The organism is Aeromonas sp. s10 (assembly GCF_040907975.1).
GTDB lineage: Bacteria > Pseudomonadota > Gammaproteobacteria > Enterobacterales > Aeromonadaceae > Aeromonas > Aeromonas caviae.
The window spans coordinates 78,553-95,681 of record NZ_JBFOCV010000030.1 but is presented as its reverse complement, the minus strand read 5'-3'; the positions used below and the strand labels follow the sequence as shown (position 1 = coordinate 95,681).

19 protein-coding genes are annotated in these 17,129 nt (G+C 60.9%); 7 read left to right on the top strand and 12 right to left on the bottom strand.

Features of this window, described 5'->3' with window-relative positions:
* Positions 1 to 140: 140 nt before the first annotated feature.
* Together AB5Y59_RS08735 and AB5Y59_RS08730 are read left to right on the top strand one after the other, a co-directional pair.
* Positions 141 to 1,538, top strand: coding sequence for an ATP/GTP-binding protein (locus AB5Y59_RS08735; protein ID WP_368211822.1), 1,398 nt, complete (start codon positions 141 to 143; stop codon positions 1,536 to 1,538).
* A 19-nt stretch (positions 1,539 to 1,557) separates the two neighbouring features.
* Entirely contained in the window at positions 1,558 to 2,076 is a 519-nt protein-coding gene (locus AB5Y59_RS08730) for a hypothetical protein (protein ID WP_368199011.1), read from the top strand.
* A 177-nt stretch (positions 2,077 to 2,253) separates the two neighbouring features.
* On the opposite strand, the gene AB5Y59_RS08725 is transcribed toward AB5Y59_RS08730, so the two are convergent.
* From AB5Y59_RS08725 to AB5Y59_RS08715, 3 genes are all read right to left on the bottom strand, one after another.
* On the bottom strand, positions 2,254 to 2,784 hold the full coding sequence (locus AB5Y59_RS08725) for a transposase (protein WP_049636728.1): 531 nt from the start codon (positions 2,782 to 2,784) through the stop codon (positions 2,254 to 2,256).
* 224 nt (positions 2,785 to 3,008) lie between these two features.
* On the bottom strand, positions 3,009 to 3,902 hold the full coding sequence (locus AB5Y59_RS08720; protein WP_368211821.1) for a LysR family transcriptional regulator: 894 nt from the start codon (positions 3,900 to 3,902) through the stop codon (positions 3,009 to 3,011).
* Between the two features lie 264 nt (positions 3,903 to 4,166).
* Positions 4,167 to 4,952: a hypothetical protein gene (locus AB5Y59_RS08715; protein ID WP_049636726.1), complete on the bottom strand. Its 786-nt coding sequence runs from the start codon at positions 4,950 to 4,952 to the stop codon at positions 4,167 to 4,169.
* Between the two features lie 237 nt (positions 4,953 to 5,189).
* Between AB5Y59_RS08715 and AB5Y59_RS08710 the strand changes: the two genes are divergently transcribed.
* Positions 5,190 to 5,531: an SH3 domain-containing protein gene (locus AB5Y59_RS08710; protein WP_257707020.1), complete on the top strand. Its 342-nt coding sequence runs from the start codon at positions 5,190 to 5,192 to the stop codon at positions 5,529 to 5,531.
* Between the two features lie 105 nt (positions 5,532 to 5,636).
* On the opposite strand, the gene ydfZ is transcribed toward AB5Y59_RS08710, so the two are convergent.
* Positions 5,637 to 5,834: a putative selenium delivery protein YdfZ gene (gene ydfZ / locus AB5Y59_RS08705; protein WP_010672483.1), complete on the bottom strand. Its 198-nt coding sequence runs from the start codon at positions 5,832 to 5,834 to the stop codon at positions 5,637 to 5,639.
* 290 nt (positions 5,835 to 6,124) lie between these two features.
* Here ydfZ and AB5Y59_RS08700 point away from each other — a divergent pair, with 290 nt between their 5' ends.
* Positions 6,125 to 6,625 carry a DUF1993 domain-containing protein gene (locus AB5Y59_RS08700; RefSeq protein WP_041212145.1) on the top strand — a complete coding sequence of 167 codons (501 nt, stop codon included), beginning with the start codon at positions 6,125 to 6,127 and terminating at the stop codon, positions 6,623 to 6,625.
* A 60-nt stretch (positions 6,626 to 6,685) separates the two neighbouring features.
* On the opposite strand, the gene AB5Y59_RS08695 is transcribed toward AB5Y59_RS08700, so the two are convergent.
* Together AB5Y59_RS08695 and AB5Y59_RS08690 are read right to left on the bottom strand one after the other, a co-directional pair.
* A complete protein-coding gene (locus AB5Y59_RS08695) occupies positions 6,686 to 7,342 on the bottom strand; it encodes a DUF3313 domain-containing protein (protein WP_128273239.1) in 657 nt (218 codons plus the stop codon).
* 127 nt (positions 7,343 to 7,469) lie between these two features.
* Positions 7,470 to 7,913 (bottom strand): SRPBCC family protein, encoded by a 444-nt coding sequence (locus AB5Y59_RS08690; protein ID WP_053288839.1) that lies wholly within the window; start codon positions 7,911 to 7,913, stop codon positions 7,470 to 7,472.
* A gap of 198 nt (positions 7,914 to 8,111) precedes the next feature.
* Between AB5Y59_RS08690 and AB5Y59_RS08685 the strand changes: the two genes are divergently transcribed.
* Positions 8,112 to 8,777, top strand: coding sequence for a chromophore lyase CpcT/CpeT (locus tag AB5Y59_RS08685; RefSeq protein WP_041212148.1), 666 nt, complete (start codon positions 8,112 to 8,114; stop codon positions 8,775 to 8,777).
* Between the two features lie 53 nt (positions 8,778 to 8,830).
* Here the strand turns inward: AB5Y59_RS08685 and AB5Y59_RS08680 are convergent, their stop codons facing one another.
* The 6 genes from AB5Y59_RS08680 to AB5Y59_RS08655 all read right to left on the bottom strand — a co-directional run bounded on the left by AB5Y59_RS08680 (position 8,831) and on the right by AB5Y59_RS08655 (position 14,022).
* Positions 8,831 to 9,469: a LysE family translocator gene (locus AB5Y59_RS08680; RefSeq protein WP_010672488.1), complete on the bottom strand. Its 639-nt coding sequence runs from the start codon at positions 9,467 to 9,469 to the stop codon at positions 8,831 to 8,833.
* Between the two features lie 85 nt (positions 9,470 to 9,554).
* Entirely contained in the window at positions 9,555 to 10,358 is an 804-nt protein-coding gene (locus AB5Y59_RS08675) for an AraC family transcriptional regulator (protein WP_010672489.1), read from the bottom strand.
* A 56-nt stretch (positions 10,359 to 10,414) separates the two neighbouring features.
* Positions 10,415 to 11,311: an EamA family transporter RarD gene (rarD, locus tag AB5Y59_RS08670; protein WP_010672490.1), complete on the bottom strand. Its 897-nt coding sequence runs from the start codon at positions 11,309 to 11,311 to the stop codon at positions 10,415 to 10,417.
* 122 nt (positions 11,312 to 11,433) lie between these two features.
* Positions 11,434 to 11,607, bottom strand: a complete 174-nt coding sequence (locus AB5Y59_RS08665; protein ID WP_010672491.1) for a hypothetical protein — start codon at positions 11,605 to 11,607, stop codon at positions 11,434 to 11,436.
* A gap of 124 nt (positions 11,608 to 11,731) precedes the next feature.
* A complete protein-coding gene (locus AB5Y59_RS08660) occupies positions 11,732 to 13,228 on the bottom strand; it encodes an aldehyde dehydrogenase (protein WP_160837018.1) in 1,497 nt (498 codons plus the stop codon).
* A 251-nt stretch (positions 13,229 to 13,479) separates the two neighbouring features.
* The gene (locus AB5Y59_RS08655; RefSeq protein WP_010672493.1) at positions 13,480 to 14,022 is read right to left on the bottom strand and encodes a cupin domain-containing protein; all 543 of its coding nucleotides are present in this window, start codon (positions 14,020 to 14,022) and stop codon (positions 13,480 to 13,482) included.
* A gap of 171 nt (positions 14,023 to 14,193) precedes the next feature.
* Between AB5Y59_RS08655 and AB5Y59_RS08650 the strand changes: the two genes are divergently transcribed.
* On the top strand, positions 14,194 to 15,522 hold the full coding sequence (locus AB5Y59_RS08650; RefSeq protein ID WP_202016935.1) for an aspartate aminotransferase family protein: 1,329 nt from the start codon (positions 14,194 to 14,196) through the stop codon (positions 15,520 to 15,522).
* 98 nt (positions 15,523 to 15,620) lie between these two features.
* Positions 15,621 to 17,117 carry a CoA-acylating methylmalonate-semialdehyde dehydrogenase gene (locus AB5Y59_RS08645; RefSeq protein ID WP_053288836.1) on the top strand — a complete coding sequence of 499 codons (1,497 nt, stop codon included), beginning with the start codon at positions 15,621 to 15,623 and terminating at the stop codon, positions 17,115 to 17,117.
* Positions 17,118 to 17,129: the final 12 nt, after the last annotated feature.

The window sequence follows — 17,129 nt, the reverse complement described above, 5'->3', positions numbered from 1 at the left end:
GGGTTGGTTTTTATATGATTAGATTCGCGATAGTCCAAATACCTTTAGCTATTCAAACCTACTAGCTGTAACTGCTCTCAACCTGCCCAGTTTTGTTGGTCGGAAGACTTCTATATCAGTAGCTACATCTCGTGCAACTTATGTGGATCAATGAAGGACGTCAGGTGGCGCCTACCTGTCCCAGCGTTACTTCAGCTGACGAGATTAGGCTGTCTATCGACAGCGCTGACTTTGTATCATACATTAGAGCAACTAAGACGATTTTATGTCTAGAGGCGCCTAGTATGATTAAAAAGTATAAGTTTATTAATTTTCAATCCTACCTGAATGAATGTGAAGTTGACTTTTCAGTCAATAAAAGAGCTCCCCATTCATACTATGACTATGAACTACTAGATGGCTCCAAGATTGCCAAGGTAATGGCTGTCATGGGTGCAAATGGTGCTGGTAAGTCAAACCTTCTCAAGCCACTATCATTTTTATCTTGGTTTATCCCCGATTCTTTTGGCTTCGCTGATCAGAGGGAGGGAATATTTATACTTCCACATGCGAAGACATCAAAAAACAATACGGTAATTGAACTCTCTTTTGTTCTTCCTAGGACGAAAGAGCATAATGATGAAGTAGAATATAAATATTATATCGAACTCAACTCTGAATATATAGTTGAAGAGTCGTTGAAGCTTAAAACATCACGTTTGTATTCAAACGTTATTTCTAGAAAGCTTATTGACAACAAAAAATTCAAATACAAAGTTTCTAAGAGCAAAAAATATGGTTCATCTTTGGATGAGCGTATTCTAGAAAAAGCCCCAAGAAATTGCTCTATATTTTCATTCATTGATAATCTTTTGTCGGAAGAAGAAAAAGATGATGTGGAGAACTCTGTTCTATTGCTTCCGATTTATTATTTCAGAACTAACCGCAGTAACATCCAGGCTATTGGTAAAAAAAATATTTCAGATAACCTTGACCAATCCATAGAGTTTTATAAAAACAATCCAGACGATTTTAAAAAGATCAAAGATTTACTGATTAAATATGATCTTGGAATTGAAGATATAACGCTTGAAGAACGTCTTCTAATGAACTCAGAAACGGGTCAAGAAGAGAATGCAACTATACCCATGTTTACTCATGAGTGTGAAAAAGGTTCTTTTAAAATCCCAATATTCATGGAGTCTAGTGGTACGAAGAGTGCTTTTTGTATTCTTGCATTTATAATGGAGACGCTCACAACGGGTGGTGTAGCTATTCTAGATGAATTTGACAATGATCTTCACCCACACCTCACGGTAGAAATTATAAACTTATTTAAGAGTCAGTCCAAGAACCACATGAATGCTCAACTTTTGTTCAATACTCATTCTCCCGAAGTATTGAAGAGTTTGAGAATGCAGCATTGTTACCTAGTAGAAAAAAGAAATGGAATTTCAAGTGCTTACAGAGCGGATGATGTAGAAGGCTTGTTAGCAAGGGACAATTTGTACGCAAAGTATGTCTCTGGTTCTCTTGGTGCAGTACCCAACTTTGACTAAAGTAACTGGAACAGACTTTATGGCACGAACAAAATTCACAAGAAAATTAAAAGAAACTCTTGTTTTTGTTGGGGAAGGAGAAACAGAAGAGGCCTTTATTAGTTATCTGAGGTCATTATTCTCTACAGGTAACCCAAGTGTAAAGGTAAAAAGCGCTGGTGGGAAAGGTCCAAGTAATGTAATAGGTGATGCAATCGGGACATTAAACTCTTCTGGTTGTGACCGTGTAGCAGCACTACTAGACCTTGATTTACCATGGCCTAAAACTAAGGTTAGCACAGCAAGAAAGAAAAAAATAATCCTTATTGGTGTTGATCCTTGTATTGAAGCAATGTTGATTGACATACTTGAAATACAAAGACCGACACCATGTAATAATCAGACATGTAAAGCATTACTACATCCAAAGCTAAACGGTAGTCCAACAGAAAAAACAAGTTATGCTGCTCTTTTTAACAAAGACACGTTATTAAAAGCGAGAACGCGAGTCTCACCATTAGATGATATAATTAAGGTCATTACTGGTGACTTAAAGTAATATATAAATCTCGGACACCTATCTTTATGCGCAAAGAGTAGCTAGCTAGGTTGGTTATAGGTAAAATAATGGTGTCCGAATATTCATCTTCTGCACAAGACCGTAGGTTCGATTAGCGAAGCGTAATCGGACGATCGCGTAATCAGACGTTTACAACGGAACAACCCTTTTAGGGGTTTACTCCAATCCTCCCAACACCCCATCCACCGACCCGCACCAATCCGGCGGATAGACGCCACTCGCCACGTAACGATGGAAGGTGGAATACGGCCAATCGGCCACCCGCGTGACATGACCATGTTTGAGGGGGTTGATATGGACATAATCCATATGGTGGCGGTAATCCTGCTCATCCCGGATCAGGTGTTCCCAATAATGGCGTTGCCAGATGCCCCGCTCCCCGTGGCGCAACCGGGTCTGGCTACGCCGCTCGGTCACCGGCAAGGCGCGGGAAAAGTGGCTTTTGATCAACCGCCACCGCAGGGGGAAATCGGTGTCCCCCTGCGGTAAAGAGAGGATGCAGTGGAGATGGTCGGGCAACACTACCCATGCATGAATGGCGAAGGGGTGAGCCTGTTGCACCTTGGCAACGCTATGGCGCAGCAGGTCGATCTGCTCCACCAGCAACCGGTTGTTGCGCCGCTCCAGCAGGTTGACGGTAAAGAACCAGGTTCCGCCGGGCCACCATGCCCGCCGCCAGTTGGCCATACATTCCTCTCGCCTCGGCCGAAAAGCCAAGCATAGCCTTGCCGCCCGGCGAGCCGCTCGTGGGCCCCATCGCGCGGTTGTCAGATGATGGGATGTACCGGTGACGCGATCGTTCGATTGTCCGATGACGCGATCGTCCGATTACGCTTCGCTAATCGAACCTACACGCTGCATACAGGTATCGTGGCCGAGAGGCACAAACCCCAGGCTCCCGCCTGTCTGACTCACCGCAACTGAAACGCCTTGACGAGAAATTCGATAAAGAGCCGCACGTTGCGGGACTGCTCCTTGTGGAAGGGGTAGACGGCGAACAGGGCGTGGGGGTCGGGTTGCCAGTTGGGGAGCAGTCTGACCAGGGTGCCGTCCGACAGGTCGTTCGACACGAATTCATCCGGTACCAGGATCACCCCGAGCCCCTGCACCGCCGCCTGTTTCAGGGCGATGCCGTTGTTGGCGCAGAAGCTGGCGGGGGGCAGCTCCACCGCCACGCTCTCCGCGTCCCGGATGAAGAACCACTTGTTGGGGGAGGAGGAGAGGCTGTAGCGCAGGCAGTTGTGGGCCTTGAGATCCGCCGGGTGGGCGGGCTGGCCCGCCTCCTTCAGGTAATCGGGGGCGGCGCAGAGCACCCGCTGCACCTCGCACAGGGGTTTGGCGCGCAGGGTGGAGTCCTCCAGGGTGCCAGCCCCCCGGATCACCACGTCCAGCCCCTGATCCACCAGATCCATGTAGGCGTCGCTCAGGATCACCTCGATGCCGATTTCCGGGTAGCGGCGCTGGAATTCGCAGACGAGGGGGTTGAGGCGGATCAGCCCGTAGGACATGGGCATGCCGATCCTCAGCCTGCCCCTGGGGGTGAAGGAGGCGGCCATGATGGACTGGTCGGCGGCCTCCAGGCTGTCCAGCACGGCGCATATCTGGCCGTAATAGGCCATGCCCGATTCGGTGACGCTCAGCCGCCTTGTGGTGCGGTTGATCAGCGCAATGCCCAGAAAGGCTTCCAGCTCGTTGATGTTCTTGCTGACCGCCGCCTGGGAGAGGCGCAGGTCGTCCGCCGCCGCCTTGAAGGTGCCCATTTCCACCACCCGGCGAAAGACGTTCAGCGCCGTGATCTTGTTCATCCTGCCCCCGTTAATTCACTACTGGTAAATGATGGCGCCATCATTGCGCACTTTTATCACAATAGTGCGGATCCCCGGGGTGTCCACCCCCCATCCCCCGACAGACAGAGAGTTGCCCGTGGCAGACCGGCCCGGATCATGGCCCTCCGGGGCGTGGCGGGCCCGGCAGAGACGCAGACGAAAGAGAGGCGACCCGGCCCGTGACGGCAGGCATAAAAGCAGGCGGCAGGGCCCGGGCCCCGCCGCCAGATGGCACGCACCGGCTTACTGCACCTTGCCGGGGGCGGGGGGCAGGGTGATGCCGACATCGGCCCAGGGGTTGGTGCCGAGCAACTGGGCGTGGGGCACATCCGCCTGGTAGCGCATGGTGAACGCTCTGGGTCCGTGGGCGAAGGCCACCAGCAGCCCCTGTTTTGCGTCCATCAACCCGGCGTGCATGCCGAGCCCGTGATAGCTGATCCGCACGGCCTTGTCCTCAAGGCCCACCTTGTCTATCTGGAAGCGGGCGATACTGCCGTCTTTGAGGGTAAAGCCCCAGCGGAACGGGCCGCCGCTGACCACCGTCATCACCTCGTCGATGTCGGTGCCGTCTTCGGCGGAGTTGACGTGCATGCGGCCATATTTGCCGAGCACGGCGCTGCGGGTACGCTCGTCCAGCGCCATCAGGTCATAGACCTTGGGGTAGGGGCCGACGCCGGTCTCTTCGGTGGCGACGCCGCCCCCTTGCACCGCAGGCGCGCGCCCTGCGAGCCTGGCCTGCTCCAGCAGTTCTCCCTGACTCAGGTTGAAGGCCGAGATCAGGGCGCCGTGCTCCGCTTTGGTCAGGGCGCGGCGGTGGGAGGCTTCAAGCAGGGGCCTGGCGGCCTCGGGAATGTCGACAGTGACCACGTTGACGCCGATGGGGTTGAGCGCGTTGTTGACCGCTTCGACCCCGGTCACGGCGGGGCGGCCATCGCTGAACTGCACCGAGACGATGTCACCGGCGAAGGTGTTGAAAGAGAAGGCCGAGGCGAGGGTGCCGGCCAGCAGCGGGATAGGGGTGAGTTTCATACAAGACTCCTCGTTAAGGTTCGAGAAGCAGTCTAGGGCGGCGATGTGTTCACTGAAATGACACTCGGATGATATGAAAATTCACTGGCAGTAATGAATCGTGGGGATCAGGGTCGTCGGCCCGCCCCGGGGGAGATCGCCCTCTGCCAGAGGGTGTGAGCCCGGTTGACGCAACGGGGTCCGGGTTGTGGTATGACTCGGGGCGTCACCAAACAGAACCTGTCGGAGGAAGAGACAATGCTGGCGTTGATCACCAGGGCGCACCACACCTGTTACCCCAATCCCATCGCCTTTCTGGCCGGGGAGCGGGTGCGCATCGGCCACGAGGACGACGAGTTTCCGGGCTGGGTACGCACCTTTACCGCAGACGGCAACGAGGGGTGGGCGCCCCTGTCCCTGCTGACCCCGATAAGCGCCGGGGAGGCGCAGGCGCGCCAGGACTATACCGCCCGCGAGCTGGACGTGGCGGCGGGGGAGCGGGTACGGGTGGAGCGGGAGCTGGCAGGCTGGCTCTGGGTTCACAACGAAGCGGGGCAATCAGGCTGGATCCCGGCCAGCTGCATCGCCTCGCCCTTATAAGGTGGCAGCGGCTCGGAGAAGGAGTCGATAGCGGAGAGAGAAACCCGGCCAGCGACGGACGTGCGGCCGGGTGAATTGTAAAGAGTAGGGTGACGGGAAACGGGATCAGCCTAGTCTAATCAACTCGATGGGGGCGTAGCGCTCCTGGCTGTTCGTCAGCAGCACGCACTTCTCATGTTCCGCCTCATAGGGGGTCAGGTTGTCGGTGTGCGCCTCCTTGAGGGTGTCGACTGCGCCAGTGGCGGCAATCATCACCCGTTGGCCCAGGGTCAGCACATTGCGGTTTCGATCGTAGATCTTCATGGCATTCTCCTTGTGGGATGGGTGCCCCGGCCCGTGCCGGGGCAACGGGCTCCAGACTACGCCCCTCGAAAAACGAGATGCCTGTCACAGATCAAAAAAAGGGGAAAGAGGGACTCGGTGCGGCGACGGGGCGCGGCGTTCTGGTCTCGCTGCCCGCCGGTGATCGCCACCGCCTGTCGCAGGGCACGGAGGACGCCCTCGCTTTTCATCCCCTCGGGCTCGAACTGCAAGGGGGATGCGCTATAGTGGAGCCGCTCGTTTTACTGCCTTCAACCAACCGAGAGTGCATTATGAATCGTGATATCGCAGCCCAGTTCATCAAGATGCTGACCAACCTGGACCAGTGTCTGGCCAAGGCCGAGGCCCACGCCGAGGCGAAGAAATTCAACGTGGACAACTTCTTCAATGAGCGCCTCATCGTCGATATGCTGCCCCTGAGCAAGCAGGTGCTGATCTGCTGTGACAGCGCCCGCGCCGTGGTGGCCACCGCCAGCCTGAGCGAGCCGCCGGTGCTGGGGGATGATCCCAAGACCATGGCGGATCTGCGCGCCCACGTGGCCAAGACCATCGCCTATCTGCAAGGCAAGCTGGACGCCGATTTCAGCCAGTATGCGAGCGGTCACTACTATCCCTACTGGGCCGGTGGCAAGGGGATGGACGGCCACAGCTGCGTTCACGAGTACGGCATCCCGAACTTCTACTTCCACCTCACCATGACCTATGCCCTGCTGCGCCAGGCCGGGGTGGATCTGGGCAAGCGGGATTACCTGGGCGGTCTGAACCTGCAATAAGCCGTGCTTCAGCGACGACAAAGCCTGCCCCCTGGCAGGCTTTGTCGTTTTCGGCCCGGCTCAGCGCCCCAGGTTGTCGGCCAGTTGTTTGGCGCGACTTGCGGCCCACTGATCGATCATCTTCTCCATCTCCAGGGCGGTGATGGGGGAATCCTTGTGGGTGGTGTCCGGGCTCTCGCGGGCGTCCATCACCCGCACCAGCAGCTTGCCGCTCTGGGCGTCGAGCAACTGGGCCATGCTGCCCACCTTGAGCAGATAGGGCTCCTTGCCTATCACCTCGCGGGTGACGTTGATGGCGATCTTGGCGGGCAGCAGATCCCGCAGCTTGGGGTCGGGCCGGGTCAGGTCGAAGTTGGTGATGGCCGCCTGCACCCGCATCACGCCGGGACCGGGTTCGGTAGCCATCTTGACGCCCTGGCTCATCAGCTCCCGCTGGAAGGTGGCGTGGTAGTAGCGGCCGATCTCGTTCTGCTCGTTGGCGGTCAGCAGATACCACTGGCCGTTCTCCTGGCGGATGAACTGCAAGGGGTCGAGCAGCACCTGATGGTACTGGCGCAGATCCACGCCGGGTTCCTTGTAGATGCGCTGGTTGGGGTTGCTCTCGCTCTGCTGGAAGGCGGTGAGCGGGATCGCCTGCAGGCTGTGGGTGACCTGGTTCTTCACGGCGCACCCGCCCAGCAGGGCGGCGGCCATGGTCATCATCAAGACTCGTTTCATGGGGGCTCCTGGCGGTGGATGGTCGCTGCAAGGACGCAGCCCGCCCTGCCCACAGAGATACCTGATCAGGCCCCTCTCTCACAAGGGGTATCTGTGCGGGGGCCACCGGGGGAGCCCCCGTGTCGGGTCACTCGGCGGGGATCTCGGGCTCCACCAGGGTGGCGAGCTGCATCAGGGACTCCTGCCAGCCGAGGTAGCACATCTCCACCGGGATGACCGCCGGAATACCCGCCTGTTCGATGGCGAGATCGGTGCCGCACAGCACCTGGGTGAGGGTGATGGTGACCTGCATCTCCCCCGGCAGGTTGGGGTCGTCGAAGCGGTCGGTGTAGCGGATGCGCTTGCCCGGCTCCAGCACGAGATACTCGCCGCCGAAGGCGTGGGTGTGGCCGCTGGCGAAGTGGGTGAACGACATCCTGAACTGGCCGCCGACCCTGGCATCCAGCGCCGCCACCTTGCAGGTGAAGCCATGGGGGGGCAGCCATTTGGCCAGGGCGTCCGGCTCGATAAAGGCCTGGTATACCCGCTGTGGCGGGGCCTTGAGCACGCGATGCAGGGTGACTGTGTTCATGGGGGACTCCTCTTGGTGGCAACAGGGACGGGTCGCAGCAAGGATAGCCGTCATCCCCGTGGCCTGCGGGGGTGCGTCGCCTCCTTTCGCCTGCAGAGAGGATTTTTCGTTTTCTCTTCAAGGAGTTGATCAAGATAGAGGTTATTGTCACCGTTCGCTCATATAATCGCCGCCATGCAAGCGACTCGGAAGGATTCGATGACACAGCTGATGGCGGCCCTGCTGGGGCTGTTTTACGCCAGCCTGATCTGGGCGGCGCCCGTCCCCTTCGTGACGGCCCCCGGCCCCCATGCCACGCAGGGGAGGCTGGAGCCCCTGCTCTCCTGGTTCTCGGGGGAGTTTTCCAGCCAGGAGCAGGCCACCTTCGATGCCCGCTTCACCAGTGCCGAGCTGCGGCTGGTGGAGATCTGGCCCGGGGAGGGCCCCTTCCGCTGGGTCTATGCGGAGCAGTTTCTGACCGAGCGGGCGCAGCGACCGTTTCGCCAGCGCATCTACCGCTTCTCCTCCCTGCCCGATGGCCGCATCCTGATGGCCGAACTGACCATGCCGAGGGCCACGGATTTTGCCGGCGCCTGGCGTCGGCCCGAGCTGCTCGATTCCCTCACCCCGCAGCAACTCTCCCTGCGCGAAGGGTGCGAGATCTGGCTGACCCGCCAGCCGGGCGGGGAGTACAAAGGACAGACCCGGGTCGGGCACTGCGCCACCGATTTTGGCGGTGCCACCACCCTGGTGCAGTACCTCTGGATCGGCCCGGACAGTGTCCGGCTGCTGGACAGGGCCTATGACAACGGCGCCCATCAGCGCTGGGGCAGCCCGGGGGAGGGTTACGTCTACCTGCGCAAGGGGATGCGGCGCGGGGAGTAGTCGCGCCGTCCGTCAAGGCCCCTCCCTGCTTGCCGCCAACAAGGACGTGCCGGTCAGGCCGCTGGCCAGTGCCCTTGCAGATCCACCAGGATGGAGAGGCTGACCGCGCCAAACAGCAGGCCCGTCATCAGGTTGAGCGGGCGCTGGATGCGGCCGAGCAGGTGCTGGGCGCGGGGAGTGGAGAGGCTCCAGGCCAGGGCGCTGAACCAGACGAGGGAGAGCAGGAACAGCTCAAGGATCAGCAATCCCCGGGTCAGGCCATCCACCTGGGGCGTCACCATGGCGGCCAGCAGCCCCATGAAGAACAGCATCGCCTTGGGGTTGAGCAGATTGGTGGCCAGCCCGCTCTTCACCCCTTTGCGCCAGCCCGGCCGCTCGCCTCCGGCGCGCAGCGCCAGATCCCCGCTTCCCTGCCAGGCCGCCTTCAGTGCCCCCCAGCCCAGCCAGCCCAGATAGAGGGCGCCCACCAGTTTCACGGCGAGAAAGAGCCAGGGCTGGCTTGCGATCAGCAGGCTGATGCCGGTCAGGCTCAGGGTGGCGTGGAGCAGGATGGCGAGGGCGATGCCAAGGGCCGCTCCGAGGGCGGTGGGCCTGTGCAGGCTGGTGCGCAGGATAAGCGCGAAATCCGGGCCCGGGCTCGCCAGGGCGACGAGGTGGACGAGACCCAGGGTCAGAAACAGGCTGGTGAACATAAAAGACCTCCGACAGCGGTATGGAGGTGACAGCATGGGGCAGGACGGGGGACGGGAGATTGTAAAAGATTGCAGCGGCGACGATTCAGGCGGGCAGCATCTGCTGGCGATACTCCGCCGGGGTGAGCCCGAAGGCCTGACGAAAACCGTGGTGGAAGTGGCTCTGATCGAAGAAGCCCACCGCCAGAGCCACTTCGCTCACCGGCAGACCGCTGCCGAGCAGGCGCTTGCCCTGTTCGAGGCGCAGCCGCTTGAGCCAGGCATAGGGGGTCATGCCGGTCTTCTTCTTGAACTGACGGAGGAAGGCGAAGCGATCCAGCCCGAACAGGGCGGCCAGGTCCTCCAGGGTGTGGCGCTCGTCCAGCCGGGCCAGCAGATGGTCGCGCAGGAACCTGAGCTGGGGATCCGCCAGGGCGTGGCGCTCGGGGGCGAGCCGGAACAGTTCGCCCAGCAGGGCCAGCAACTGGCTCTCCGCCAGCAGGCCGTCGGGGGCGGGGCCGTCCAGGTGCATGTGCAGTCGGGCAAAGCCCTGATAGAGGTCGGGGCGGCTCTGCAATCCCTGGTGGAAAAAGGGCTCGGGGTGCTCCGGCAGCCAGCGGGCCAGCTGCTCGGGGGCGATGGAGAAGACCCGCACCTCGTACCCTTCCGGCAGCAGGCTGAGGCCGTCGTGCATCTCGTCCGGGTTGACGGTGGAGAGTTCGCCGCGCACCAGGTTGTGGCTGTTCCCCTTGTGGATGAACTTCTGGCCGCCCCGCTGCACCAGACCGATGTGGTAGTCCAGATGCACGTGGCGGCCATAGCTGAACTCCCTGTGGTGGGAGTGGGAGAGTTCAACCCCCGGCAGCAGCCGGGATTGCCAGTAGTGGATGCGGGATTGGGGTGCGTTCATCCCCTATTGATACCCCGAAAGCGGCCCCTTGGCTTGTAGATTATTGCGCCGGCGTCTCAGCCGGCCTCCTGGCGCCGCTTGCCGCTGCGCAGGCCATCCAGGCTGAACAGCACCAGGGCGCTCCAGATGCAGCCGAAGGTGATCATCTTGTCCAGCGCCAGCGCCTCGCCATACAGGGTCACCGCCAGGATGAACATCAGGCTGGGGCCTATGTACTGGAAGAAGCCCAGGGTGGAGAGCTTTAGCCGGGTGGCCGCCGCGGTGAAGCAGAGCAGGGGGGCCGTGGTGACGGCGCCCGCGGCGATGAGCAGCAGGTTCAGGTGCCAGTCATTCTGGGTGAGGTGGCTGGTGGGGCTGTCGGCGATGCCCCACAGATAGAAGGCGGCTGGCGGCAGCATGATCAGGGTCTCGATGAGCAGGCCGGTGAGGGCGTCCAGGGCCAGTTTCTTGCGAATGAGGCCGTAGATGGCGAAGCTCGAGGCCAGCACCAGGGCTATCCAGGGCAGGGAGCCGAAGGCGATGAGCTGGACGGCGACACCGACAAAGGCGAGCCCCACCGCCCACCACTGCAGGCGGCGCAGCTTCTCGCTCAGAAACACCATGCCGAGCAGCACGTTGAACAGGGGGTTGATGTAGTAGCCCAGGCTCGCATCCAGCATGTGGCCGTTGTTGATGGCCCAGATGAACAGCAGCCAGTTGCCGCCGACGGTGACGGAGGTGAAGGCCAGGGTGAGCAGCACCTTGGGCTGGCGCAGCACCGCCTGCACCTTGTGCCACTGGCGTCCGAGCAGCACCAGCACCATCAGCAGGGCGCAGGACCAGATCATGCGGTGGGTCAGGATCTCGGCGGCCGGCACGGCGGAGAGGGACTTGAAGTAGATGGGTGCCAGGCCCCAAAGGGTGTAGGCGCCGAGGGCATAGAGGACGCCCTGGCGCTGGATCTGTTGTTGCATGCGGATAACCTTCACTGGAGTGCGGATGTCGGGAAACATCGCAAAAAGTCAGTGTAGCGATCCTTTTGCAGGGAAAGAAGACAATAAATGGGTCTGACGGGATTTTAACAGCAGGAGCAACTTCAGCGACCGCCCCCGCGGCGGATCTTCTCCACGTCCATCAGCAGCCACAGCATGAGGGCGATGGCGGAGATCCAGGGGCCCCAGGTGACATAGGCTTCCCCCTGACCCAGCACGAAGAACAACAGCGGCAGTCCCACCACCAGAAACAGTACACTTCCCAGAAAAAACAGCATTTTTATCTTTAAATTTAATGGCTTGCTATTTGACGATTATATCGATTGAGCGAGGGGATAAAAGAGTAAAAATGAGAAAGGGGGATTTCTCCCCCTGTTTTGTTGATAAGCGTCATTTATGACGTTATTCGAGCTGGATCCAGGTGCTTTTCAGCTCGGTGTACTTCTCCAGGGCGTGCAGGGACTTGTCGCGCCCGTTGCCGGACTGCTTGAAGCCGCCAAACGGCATGGTCATGTCGCCGCCATCCCAGTTGTTGACGAAGACGGTGCCGGCGCGCAGGGCGCGCGACCCTTTCACCGCCTGGTTGAGATCCGCCGTCCAGATCGCCGCGGCCAGGCCGTAGTCGGTGTCGTTGCCAAGGGCGATGGCCTCTTCCAGGGTGTCGAAGCCGGTCACCGCCAGCACGGGGCCGAAGATCTCCTCGCGGAAGATGCGCATCGTCGGGGTCACGTCGTCAAAGATGGTGGGTTCGATGTAGTAGCCGCCCTCCTCGGGCTGGGTGCGCTTGCCCCCCAGCAGCAGCTTGGCGCCCTCCTGCTGGCCGATGGCGATGTAGTTGAGCACCTGCTCCATCTGGATGTGGTCCACCATGGCACCGATGCGGGTGGTGGGGTCGAGCGGGTTGGCCGAGATCCATTCGCGGGCGTGGGCCAGCAGCCGCTCCATGAACTGGGGCTTGATGCTGTTTTGCACCAGCAGGCGGGAGGCGGCGGTGCACACTTCCCCCTGGTTGTAGAAGATGGCTCCGACGGCGCTGCGGGCGGCGGCGTCCAGATCCGGCGCATCCGCCAGCACGATGTTGGGACTCTTGCCGCCGCACTCCATGAAGGCGCGCTTGAGGTTGGACTTGCCGGAGCACTGCACCAGATGCTTGCCGATCTTGGTGGAGCCGGTGAAGGTGATGCAGTCCACGTCCATGTGCATGGCCAGCGCCTCACCCACTGTATGGCCGAAGCCCGGCAGCACGTTGAACACCCCGTCCGGGATGCCCGCTTCCTTGGCAATGCCCGCGATGCGCAGGGCGGTGAGGGGGGACTTCTCGGAGGGTTTCAGGATCACCGAGTTGCCGGTGGCGAGCGCCGGGCCCAGCTTCCAGCAGGCCATCACCAGGGGGAAGTTCCAGGGCACGATGGCAGCCACGACACCGAGGGGCTCGCGGGTCACCAGGGCCAGGGCGGACTCTTCCACCGGGGCGACCTGATCGTAGATCTTGTCTATCGCCTCGGCGTTCCAGGCGATGCAGTTCGCGGCGGCGGGGGCGTCATACCCCATGGCGTCGCCGATGGGCTTGCCCATATCCAGCGACTCCAGCAGTGCCAGCTCCACTAGGTTCAGGCGCATCAGCTCGGCGAAGCGCTGCATGATGAGCTTGCGCTGCTTGGGAGAGAGGCCGCACCAGCGCTTGTCGTCGAAGGCGGCACGGGCCGCCTTGACCGCCAGCTCGGCATCGGCGGCGTCGCAGGAGGCGACCCTGGTCAGCAGTTGGCCGTTGGCCGGGTTGATGCAATCGAAGGTGGCGCCGTTGACGGCATCCCGGTAGGTGCCGTCGATAAAGGCTTGCGAGGGCAGGGTCAGATGGGCGGCCTTGTGTTGCCACTGGGCCAGGGTCAGGTCACTCATGTTCACTCCTTGAACCGGCAGAAAGTCAGTCTCCGCGTATCAATATGCTAAACATCCTGCCGCTTGTAAATCCATCTTGTAACAATTCATTAAACACTGACCCCGAACAACCCGGGCCAACGGCGGGGCAAACCGGGCGCCCTGGCCTGTGGTGTCGGGGGTCGCGCGGCGGGGCGGGAGCCCGTGTCGCTGGCCTGATCCCCGGGTCGGGCAGGGGTGGATCCCGGCGGGCTGTTCCGGGAGAAGGCCCGTCAGAAGCTGGCGGGCGTGTTGGCCGAGATCAGCACGCACTCCTGATCCCCCACGTTGCGAAAACGGTGGGGAGTGCGGCTGTCGAAGTAGTAGCCATCCCCCGGTGCCAGCAGGTGAACCTGCTCGCCTACCGTGACTTCCACCTGACCCCGGATGACGATGCCGCACTCTTCCCCTTCGTGACTCAGCATGTCGTCACCGGTGTCGGCGCCCGGGGGCAGTATCTCCTGCATCATGCCGATGGCGCGGTTGGCGCGGCTGTGACCCACCAGACGGTAGCTGATGGGGTGGGTGCCGAGATCCGGCATGTCGTCCGCACGGAAGATCACCTCGGAATCCATCTCCGTCTCGTCGGTGAAGAAGCTGGCCAATGACATGGGGATGCCTTCCAGCACCTTGCGCAGGGAGGCCACCGAGGGGCTCACCTGATTTTTCTCGATCTGGGAGATAAAGCCGTTGGTCACACCGGAGCGTTTTGCCAGCTCGCGCTGGGAGAGGGCCGCCTTGGTGCGAACCGCCTTGAGGCGGTGACCGATATCCATCGATAGACACTCCTTGACTGTTTACTATTATTAAAATTGTGTTAAATATCTTATACCACCCCTGAGGGGTGACACCAAGCCGGGCGATAAAAGCCCTTTTTTATGGATTCAGGTGTTTAATTTAATAGGCATGAGCCGGGTGTTACTAAACGCCTTAAGGATGAGGTGACCATGAAACCTGTCAGCGACATCAATACCCCCGACATGTCCGCATTCTGGATGCCGTTCACCGCCAACCAGCAATTCAAGGCGGCGCCGCGCATCCTGAAGTCGGCAGAGGGGATGTATTATCACTCAGAGGATGGCCGCAAGATACTGGATGGCACTGCCGGACTCTGGTGTTGCAACGCAGGCCATGGTCGGCGCGAGATCGCCGAGGCGGTCTCCCAGCAGATCTCCCACCTCGATTTTGCCCCCACCTTCCAGATGGGCCATCCCCTGCCGTTCGAGCTGGCCAACCGGCTGGTGGAGATCGCCCCCAAGGGATTCGGTCACGTCTTTTATACCAACTCCGGATCGGAGTCCGTGGACACCGCGCTCAAGATTGCGCTGGCCTGGCAGCGGGCTCGCGGCCAGGGGACCCGTACCCGACTCATCGGCCGCGAGCGCGGCTACCACGGGGTGGGTTTTGGCGGCATCTCGGTGGGGGGCATTCCCGGCAACCGCAAGTGGTTCGGCTCCCTGCTGACCGGGGTGGATCATCTGCCCCACACCCTCAATATAGGGAAAAATGCGTTCACCAAGGGATTGCCAGCAGAAGACCTCACCCTGGCCGATGAACTGGAGAAGATTGTCTTCCTGCACGACGCCAGCAACATCGCGGCGGTCATCGTCGAGCCCATCGCTGGCAGCACCGGGGTCATCATGCCCCCCAAGGGCTATCTCAAGCGGCTGCGGGAGATCTGTACCAAACACGGCATCCTGCTGATTTTTGACGAGGTGATCACCGGTTTCGGCCGCCTCGGCTCCCCCTTCGCCGCCCAGGAGTTCGACGTCATTCCCGACATGATCACCTGCGCCAAGGGGCTCACCAACGGCGCCATCCCCATGGGGGCCGTGCTGGTGCAAAACCATATCTATGACGACATGATGGCGGCGGGCAAGGGGGCCATCGAGCTGTTCCACGGCTACACCTACTCCGGCCACCCTGTGGCCGCGGCGGCGGGTTTGGCGACCCTCGAGATCTACCGGAGCGAAAATCTGCTGACCCGGGCGGCCGAGCTGGCGGGCTACTGGGAGGAGGCGGCCCATTCCCTCAAGGGCTGCAAGCACGTGAAGGATGTGCGCAACTACGGCCTGGTGGCGGGCATCGAGCTCGAATCCATACCCGATGCGCCGGGCAAGCGCGCCTACGAGGTGTTCGTGCGCTGTTTCGAGAAGGGGGCGCTGATCCGGGTGACCGGCGACATCATCGCCCTGTCGCCGCCCCTCATCATCGAGCGCAGCCAGATCGACGATCTCTTCACCCTGCTGCAGGACGCCCTGCAGGCCCAGGACTGACCCCCACATCACACAGGATGGCGCTCGTCCCGGGCGTCATCCCCCTGTGCTGCCCCGGCGCGGCGAGGGGAGGACGGATGACCCATCACGGAGGATTTATGAGTTACAGGATCGACAACTTCATCGACGGCGAGACGACCGAGAGTCGCAGCGAGCGTTTCGGTGCCATCTTCAATCCGGCCACCGGCCAGCAGCAGGGCTCCGTCGTTCTCAGCACGGCCGACGAGTGTGCCGAGGCGATTGCCTGCGCCGAGCGCGCCTTTGGGGAGTGGGCCCAGACCCCGCCGCTGGTGCGGGCCCGGGTGCTGTTTCGCTTCAAGGAGCTGATGGAGCAGCACAGGGACGAGCTGGCTCAGCTCATCAGCCGTGAGCACGGCAAGGTCTTCTCCGACGCCCAGGGGGAGCTGACCCGGGGGCTGGAGGTGGTGGAGTTTGCCTGCGGCATTCCCCATCTGCTCAAGGGGGAGCACTCCCTCAACGTGGGCCGCGGGGTGGACAGCCACTCCATGATGCAGCCGGTGGGGGTATGCGCCGGCATCACCCCGTTCAACTTCCCTGCCATGGTGCCGCTCTGGATGTTCCCGGTGGCCCTGGCCTGCGGCAACACCTTCATTCTCAAGCCCTCGGAGAAGGATCCGTCCCTCTCCCTGCGCATGGCCGAACTGCTCAAGCAGGCGGGCCTGCCGGACGGGGTGCTCAACGTGGTCAACGGCGACAAGGAGGTGGTGGACGTGCTGCTGACCGACCCGAGGGTCGGTGCCGTGTCGTTTGTCGGCTCCACCCCCATCGCCCAGTACATCTATGCCACCGCCTCGGCCCACGGCAAGCGGGTGCAGGCCCTGGGCGGCGCCAAGAACCACATGGTGGTCATGCCGGATGCCAATCTGGATCAGGCGGTTTCCGCCCTGATGGGGGCCGCCTATGGCGCGGCGGGCGAGCGTTGCATGGCGATCTCGGTGGCCGTGGTGGTGGGTGACGAGACTGCCGATGCCCTGGTGGCGAAGCTCTCGCCCCTGGTGGCGGCCCTGCGGGTCGGCCCCGGTCTCGGTCAGAGTCCGGAGAACGAGATGGGGCCCCTCATCAGCCGGGAACACCTGGCCAAGGTGCGCGGCTACGTGGATCAGGGGGTGGCCGAGGGGGCCGAGCTGGTGGTGGATGGCCGGGGCCTGAGCCATGGCGAGGGCTACTTCATCGGGGGCAGCCTGTTCGATCGGGTCGGCCCCGAGATGCGCATCTACCGGGAGGAGATCTTCGGCCCCGTGCTCGCCATCGTGCGGGCCCCGGACTACGAGACGGCCCTGCGCCTCATCAACGAACACGAGTATGGCAACGGCACCGCCATCTTCACCGGTGACGGAGATACCGCAAGGGACTTCACCACGCGGGTTCAGGTCGGTATGGTAGGGGTGAACGTTCCCATTCCGGTGCCCATGGCGTTTCACAGCTTCGGTGGCTGGAAACGGTCCATCTTCGGGCCGCTCAACATGCACGGGCCGGATGGGGTGCGCTTCTACACCCGGATGAAGACGGTGACCGCCCGCTGGCCCCAGAGCCTGCGCGCCGGCGCCGAGTTCTCCATGCCGACCATGAAGTGAGCCGCCGGCTCG